We start from the raw sequence: 7,539 nt of genomic DNA, 5'->3' as shown, positions 1-7,539 counted from the left end.
ACTGGTGGGGGAGACCAGCGATGCCCTCAAGACGATCATCAGCGATGTGGGGGAGATCAACGAGCATATCTCCGTGATCGTGGAAGCCTCGCAGGAGCAGGCCGCCGCCTTGCAGGATGTCAACTCGGCGGTCAGCGCCATTGATCACAATACGCAGCAGAACGCCGCCATGGTCGAACAGACCTCCGCCGCAGGCCGGAGCCTGGCCGATGAGGCCGAACAGCTGAACGCCCTGCTGTCCTCCTTCCAGCTTGGGGGGGAGAGCGCGGCGAACATGATGGTGCAACCCAACGCGGCGTATCATGATGAAGAGACGTCGGCCAATGCCTCGCAGCTTCAGCTTGAACCCACGGTGGATGCCTGACGGGTTATACGCTCGGGTATGATACAGCCCGGAATGGGTGGGATGATCGCTGCCCTTAAATCATATCCCCTGGGTCAGCGGCATTCAGGGGGGGGCACCTATTGATTCCTTTTTTCCGGTGTTGGAAGGACGACGCGGAATCTCCGCGTCATCATCTGTGGGGCTGATTTAACGGACTTTGAGAAATCAGTGGTCCTGCCGGTTGTGTCCTTCTGATACCGGAGAGCGGCAGGCGGCCCGGTCAGGATGGGTAAGGGACTGTCTGAAAAGCCAGTCCACGGAATGTCCTGTAATCATAAGGAAGTTTTTGGTGAAGCTTTTTTCAGGAAGCTTCAGGAAACGTCGCCTTTTTGAAAAAAGGCGATACCCAAAAACTTTGATATTTTCCTGTCAGTATACTGGAGAGCCGTCATTCCATCTGGTGGCGTCCGTGTTTACGCCAGTCATGAAATACAGATGTAGAGATTGTCCTTGCATCTGGTCCGGGGGCATCAGGCTCATGTTGACATGGTTGAGTTCCTGTATTTCATATTTTTGTAGTATTCTGTTACTATAAACAAGACATGATAATATTTTTATTATGAATATATGTATTCAGTATATGTAAAAAACAAAACATATAAAAATATGACTAAAACTTGGGTAATGGAATATGCGGAGAAAAAACACACCCGATAGCTATTCCGCCCAGAAAAAGAATGACCATCATTGTCGTTAACAGGGCATGCTTTCGTTCCGTGGGCGTGGCGAACGGCGGCTTGAGGCTGTTGTCAGCCAGGGGCGGGGGTTCGCCCTTTGAATGGACATTATTGCTCATGGCCATATTCCTTGTTACGGGATTTAGGTTTCTGAACGCCATCCGTGTCCCGTAAGTTTCGCAATGGCGGAATAAAGGTTTCGCTCAGGAAACCAGCGCCGTGATGCAGGTAACTTTTGGCCTGTAGGGGGCGGTTTTTGGTGAAGCTTTTTAAAGCTTCAGAAAACGCTGTTAAAAAGAGACAGCACCAAAAAACTTTTCTTATCAATCAGTTATTTCAAAACAACGTCTCATCGGCCGTGAACGGCCATATTCACCGCGTTGTGAAGGGATCGTTTTTCGGGGGCGGGGCGTTCTGCCCCATGGAATGTCCGGGAAATGATATGCGGTGTTTCCAAGTATAAACGTAATATAAAACGGAACATGGATAGATGGCAGCGCTGTTCACGCCCCGCGCCAATGTCATCATGGTCACATGTCTGCTCGGGTGCGCCAGCGCGGTTACGGGTGGATGCCTGTGGTGGTTCGCATGGCCATATACCGATTATGCCGGCATGTGGGTGGGTGGTCGAACAGCCGGTGCCCTTCAGTCATCAGCATCACGTCGCGGGTCTGGGGCTGGATTGCCGGTTCTGTCACAGCAGCGTGGAACATAGTGCGCAGGCCAGCATGCCCCCGACCTTCACCTGCATGACATGCCATTCACAGATATGGACGAACGCCGGGGTGCTGGCGCGCGTTCGTGACAGTTTCCTCCATGATACGCCGCTGGTCTGGCCGCGCGTCACCAATGTTCCCGACTATGTCTATTTCAATCATGGCATTCATGTCGCCAAAGGCGTCGGATGCGAAAGCTGCCATGGCAATGTCGCCACCATGCCCCTGACCTACAAGGCCAGAACCCTGACGATGCAGTTCTGTCTCGACTGCCACCGCGATCCGGGGCCGCAACTGCGCCCGGCGGAAAACATATTCGATACGGGCTGGCAGCGTGACCGCGCCACACCCATGCCAGCGGCGCTGGTGGCGCGGTATCATGTGGGCGGACGTAACCTGACGGAATGCGCGATATGCCACCGCTAGGCTGGCCTTCGGGCAGGGGCGCGGTCCGCAGGCTGGCAGGCCTGTCCGATAGTGAACTGGCCCGGCATTTTCCCCAGCTTGAAACGGCCCTGTCGCATACGCTGGACCGGCGGCGCACACTCAGGCTCTTGGCTCTGGCGCTGGCCAGTGGCGGAGTTGCGGGGTGCGATCCCGGCACGCCGGATCGGGGGTTCGTCTCAGCCGTAAAAGCCGCGGAGGGCGTGGTTCCCGGTGTTCCCAACATCTATGCCACGGCGCATGTGCGTGATGGATATGCCGAAGGCATTCTCGTGACCCATCAGATGGGCCGCCCCATCAAGATTGAGGGGAACCCCGCGCATCCCGCCAGTCTGGGCGGCACGGACGCCATGGCGCAGGCCCTGATCCATGATTTTTATGATCCCGACCGCGCAGGCGGCCCGCTGCATCAGGGCATGCCCACGTCATGGCAGGACGTGGCGGGCGCGATGGGCAGGATGCGGTCAGCCATCATGACCGGACAGCCCGATGGCACACGCTCAGGCACCGGCCTGCGTATCCTGACGGGCACGGTGACATCCCCCACGCTGGGCAGGGTGATGGATCAGCTACTGGCGGCGGCCCCGGGCGCGCGGTGGCACCAGTGGGATGCGATCGGGCGGGAGAGTGTCCGGCAGGGTCTTGCCCTTGCCTATGGCCAGCCGGTTTCGGTTATTGCGGATCTGGCGCGGGCGGATGTGGTGCTGGCGCTGGATAGTGACCTGCTGGACAGCGCGCCGGGGCATCTTGCATATGCCCGGGCCTTTGCCGCGCGCCGTAATCCCGCGCGCGGGGTCATGAACCGCCTGTATGCGGTGGAACCCACGCCATCACTGACCGGCGTTGCGGCGGATCATCGGTTCATCGCGTCTCCTGCCGTGCTGAACGAGGTTATCGGTCGGCTGTCCGCGCATCTCCTGCAAAATGAAACGCCGTCGGGCGGCCCGGACTGGCTTGGCCCCATGGTGGCGGACCTGCGCGCCAGCCATGGGCGGGCGCTGGTGCATATCGGCCCCCATCATCCGCCCGAAGTCCATGCCATGGTGCAGGCCATGAACGAGGCCCTGGGCGGACGGGGCCGGGTATTCGATGTTTTCGAGCCGCCGGAATATCAGCCCGTTACGCCACCGGACACGCTGTCCACATTGATGGAGGACATGGAACGCGGTGCGGTGACGGCGCTTGTCATCCTTGACGTCAATCCCGTCCAACAGGTTCCGTGCTTCGCCGCAGCCCTGCGGCATGTGGAGACCAGTATCACCCTTGCGGACCGCCCGCATGAAACGGCGGTCACGACCCACTGGCATGTTCCGCTGGCGCATGGAATGGAGGACTGGGGCGATGCCAGGGGGCATGATGGCACGATCGCCCTTCTCCAGCCGCAGGCCATGCCCCTGTATGGTGGCATGAACATGCACGGCGCCCTGCATGCCTGCCTGGGGCAACCGTTACGCCCCGCCGCTGATCTGGTGCGCGCGACATGGCGTGATCACCTGCCTTCCCTCCGGGGCTGGCACGATGCGCTGGCGTCCGGTGTTGTCACGCAAACGGCGTCCCGGCGGGTGGGGGCGGCATTACAGCATGGCGCAGTCCGCGTGGCGTCTCCCGCCTCCTACCCGCGAAAGTCCGCGCAGCCTGTCCTGCTGCTGCGGCCCGATCCCTATCTGTGGGATGGACGGGGGGCCAACAATCCGTGGCTGCAGGAACTGCCGCGTCCGTTGAGCAAGGTGGTGTGGGACAACCCGCTACTGATCCCCCCCGACCTCGCCCGTGACATGAAACTGCGTAACGGCGATGTGGTGATACTCTCGCAGGGGGAAATCCGCAGGCGGCTTCCGGTCTGGATACAGCCGGGGCAGGCAATGGGCTGCGTGGTGGGCTTTCTGGGGTGGGGCCGCAGCCATGCGGGGGAGACGGGCAATCATGTCGGCACCGACCTGTATCCATTCCGCGACGCCTCCGGCCCGCTGCGGATCGAGGCGGGGGAGAACCCGGCCAGTCCCGTCGCCTGCACCGAACACCATGCCACGATGATTGATGCCGGGCCTTCAGATATTGCACGCCACGGCACACTGGAGCAGTTCAGGGACAATCCAGCCTTCCTGAAGGAGGGCGGGGCAGGGGAGGAAACGCTGTACCGCAGGCCACCCGACGCACCCGTCGCGTGGGGGATGAGCATCGACCTGAACGCCTGCATCGGCTGCAATGCGTGTGTCACGGCATGTCAGGTGGAAAACAATATTCCGGTGGTGGGGCGGGACGAGGTGCTGCGCCAGCGCGAAATGCACTGGCTGCGGATTGACCGCGCCTATGAAGGAACGCCAGACGCGCCCGATACGTTCTTCCAGCCGATGCTATGCATGCATTGCGAGCAGGCCCCGTGCGAGACCGTGTGTCCGGTCGGGGCGACGACACATGATTCCGAAGGCCTGAACGTGATGGTCTATAATCGGTGTATCGGGACCAAATTCTGCTCCAACAACTGCCCCTACAAGGTCAGGCGGTTCAATTACTTCGCGTTCGCGCAGTACGAAAGCCGCCCGGCCATCAGCCGCAATCCCGATGTTTCCGTTCGCACGCGCGGGGTTATGGAAAAATGTACGTTCTGCGTGCAGCGTATCGCGCAGGCGCGTATCGTTTCGGATCGTGACGGCGTGCCGGAACGTGTCGTGACCGCGTGTCAGGCGGCCTGTCCCACGCAGGCCATGAGCTTTGGCGACATCAATGACCCCATGGCGGAGGTCACGCACCGCAAGGCCAGCCCGCTCAGCTATGGCGCACTACCCGAACAGGGCACGCGACCGCGCGTGACGTATGAGGGGCGCATTCGCAACCGCAACCCGGATATCGGGTCATGACGCGCGGCATGGTCGCGCCCCGGCGGGATGAAGACATCATCCACCCCGATGAAACGCCCCGCTCCCTGACGGAGCGGATATGTGTGACGACCCTGCGCCCCGATGCCGCGCGGTGGACGCCGCTGTGGTGGTGGCTGTGCCTGGGTGTCGCACTGGCGCTGCTGGCGGGGGGCGTCGTATCCGTGGCGTGGCTGTTTTATGCCGGGCTGGGGGTATGGGGCATCGACTGGCCGGTGGCGTGGGGGTTCGATATTCTCAATTACGTCTGGTGGATCGCCATCGCCTCCGGCGGCACGTTCATTTCCGCCCTGTTCTTCGTGCTGCGCGCGCCGTGGCGTACGTCACTCAACCGGCTGGCCGAGAGCCTGACACTCTGCGCCGCCCTGTGCGCGGCCATATTCCCGATCCTGCATCTGGGGCGGCCACGGTTTTTCTACTGGCTGTTTCCCTATCCCAACACCATGGGGCTGTGGGCGCAGTTCCGCAGCCCGCTGGTGTGGGACTTTTTCGCCATCCTTGCCTATGTCTCCTGCTCCGTCATGTTCTGGTATTTCGGCCTGCTACCGGATCTGGCCACGTTGCGTGACCGGGCGCGGCGGCCGTGGCAGCAACTGTTCTATGGCGTGCTTGCGCTGGGGTTTCGGGGTTCCGGCCTGCAATGGCGGCATTACCAGCCGGTCTATGGCGTTATGGCCGCGCTCATGGCCCCGCTGGTGGTGTCGGTTCACAGCATTGTCGGCATGGATTTCGCGGGGGGCGCGACAACGGGGTGGCATTCAACCCAGTTCCCGCCGTTCTTTGTCTTCGGGGCGGGGCTGTCCGGTTTCGCCATCGTGCTGCTGGCGGTCATTCCGCTGCGCCGGGGCATGGGGCTGCAACCCTATATCACCAACCGGCATATCGACGTGCTGGGGCGGCTGCTGCTCACGGCCAGCCTGTGCGTTGCCTATGCCTATGTCATGGATGTCTTTTCAACATTCTATGGCCCGGATCAGGCGGATCGTACGATGTTCGCCTTCCGGCTTCATGGCCTGTACGCACCCCTTTACTGGGGCACGATCATGCTGAACATCGTCTTTCCGCAATTATTGTGGTGGCGTTCGGTGCGGCTGAACCAGCCGGTCGTGTGGCTGGTCTGTCTGGGTGTGATCATTGGCATGTGGCTGGAACGCTTCCAGATTATCGTGACCAGCCTGGCGCGCACGCAGCTTCCCTCCGCCTGGGGGCAATATACGCCTACGTTCTGGGAATGGAGCCTGCTGGGGGGCACGGTCGGCCTGTTCCTGACCACGTTCCTGCTGCTTGTGCGCTTTATCCCCATGCTGGCCATGGCCGAGATGCGGGCCATGCTCATGGGGGACAGGCCCTGATCGTCGCGGCATTCAGCACCGACGCAACCCTGCGCGCCGCCGCGGCCGAACTGCGGCGCGACCCGAACCGTGTGGTCGAAACCTACAGCGCCACGCAACCGTCCGGCATCACCGCGGGCTCCCGCCTTCCGCTCCTGATGCTGGGGGGCGGGCTGGTCGGGGGGCTGGGGGGTTTTGGCATGCAGGTTTACGCGACGACCGTGAGCTACCCGCTCGATATAGGCGGCAGGCCGGATTTTTCATGGCCGTCCTACATCCCCGCGACATTTGAGCTGGCGGTGCTGGGTGCGGTGCTGGCGGGGATGGTCGGTTACTGCATCGTGGCGCGTCTGCTACGCCTGTATGACCCGGTGGATGAAAGTGCCGCCATGCGGGGCGTCATGCTGGGCGCATATGTTCTTGTGGTGCGATCGGCCGACAGCGCGCGGGTGCGTGAGACGCTTGCCCGCCACGACCCGCTTACGATTGAGGAGGTCTGGCCATGAAACCCGCGCGGCCTGCCTGCTTTGTGGCCTTTGTGCTTCTGCTGCCGGCCACCGGGTGTGACGATATGTCGAAACAGCACAGGGAAAATCCCTACGCCAGCCGTGATACCGCACCCGCGGAGCCCGTGGCGGGCACGGTGGAATATCATGACGCGCCGCCTCGCGTCCCCCGGTTGACGATGGCCCTTCTCCAGCGCGGGCAAAGCGAATATCACGCCTTCTGCGCGCCCTGCCATGCGGAAACGGGACAGGGTGACGGCATGGTGGTGCAGCGCGGCTTTCCCGCACCATTGCCCCTGATGGTGGCTGACGGACAGACGGGCGGGCCGAGGCACCTGCATGATGTCATCACGGCAGGGCAGGGGATCATGTACGGCTTTGCCCAGCGGATCAGGCCGGACGACCGCTGGGCCATCGTGGCCTATCTTTACGCCCTCGGGCGCAGCCAGCATGCCACCCGCGCCGACATGACGCCCGAACAGTTGGCCCGCACGCCATGAACCGCGCGTGGCATGGCGCGCTTGTGGTATCCGCTGTCGCGCTGGTTGCGGCCGTGGCGGCGGCAATCCGCGCGCCCCATGCGGTTTTCCCGGCATGGCTGGCG

Annotated in this window: 5 protein-coding genes and 1 pseudogene; all 6 read left to right on the top strand. The window is 61.9% G+C overall.

Annotated elements, in window-relative coordinates:
* Nucleotides 1-364, top strand: a pseudogene (locus JCM25156_RS22355) (hypothetical protein); the annotation flags it as partial.
* 1,321 nt (nt 365-1,685) lie between these two features.
* Nucleotides 1,686-2,204, top strand: a complete 519-nt coding sequence (locus JCM25156_RS22350; protein ID WP_242402534.1) for a cytochrome c3 family protein — start codon at nt 1,686-1,688, stop codon at nt 2,202-2,204.
* Nucleotides 2,192-5,080, top strand: a complete 2,889-nt coding sequence (locus JCM25156_RS07300; RefSeq protein ID WP_025812630.1) for a 4Fe-4S dicluster domain-containing protein — start codon at nt 2,192-2,194, stop codon at nt 5,078-5,080. The genes JCM25156_RS22350 and JCM25156_RS07300 overlap by 13 nt, the downstream gene beginning before the upstream one ends.
* The gene (gene nrfD / locus JCM25156_RS07295; RefSeq protein WP_242402533.1) at nt 5,077-6,450 is read left to right on the top strand and encodes an NrfD/PsrC family molybdoenzyme membrane anchor subunit; all 1,374 of its coding nucleotides are present in this window, start codon (nt 5,077-5,079) and stop codon (nt 6,448-6,450) included. Before JCM25156_RS07300 ends, nrfD begins: the two co-directional genes overlap by 4 nt.
* Nucleotides 6,447-6,935 (top strand): DUF3341 domain-containing protein, encoded by a 489-nt coding sequence (locus JCM25156_RS07290; RefSeq protein ID WP_025812628.1) that lies wholly within the window; start codon nt 6,447-6,449, stop codon nt 6,933-6,935. Before nrfD ends, JCM25156_RS07290 begins: the two co-directional genes overlap by 4 nt.
* Complete coding sequence (locus JCM25156_RS07285) at nt 6,932-7,435, top strand: c-type cytochrome (protein WP_025812627.1); 504 nt, start codon at nt 6,932-6,934, stop codon at nt 7,433-7,435. Before JCM25156_RS07290 ends, JCM25156_RS07285 begins: the two co-directional genes overlap by 4 nt.
* Nucleotides 7,436-7,539: the final 104 nt, after the last annotated feature.

This window comes from Komagataeibacter kakiaceti JCM 25156, from assembly GCF_000613305.1.
The sequence above is the reverse complement of the archived record's forward strand: the minus strand, read 5'-3'. Positions and strand labels throughout refer to the sequence as shown.

Coding starts and splice junctions, on each gene's coding strand:
- JCM25156_RS07300 (WP_025812630.1), top strand. CDS start 2,192: ATGCCACCGCTAGGCTGGCCTTCGGGCAGGGGCGCGGTCCGCAGGCTG.
- nrfD (WP_242402533.1), top strand. CDS start 5,077: ATGACGCGCGGCATGGTCGCGCCCCGGCGGGATGAAGACATCATCCAC.
- JCM25156_RS07285 (WP_025812627.1), top strand. CDS start 6,932: ATGAAACCCGCGCGGCCTGCCTGCTTTGTGGCCTTTGTGCTTCTGCTG.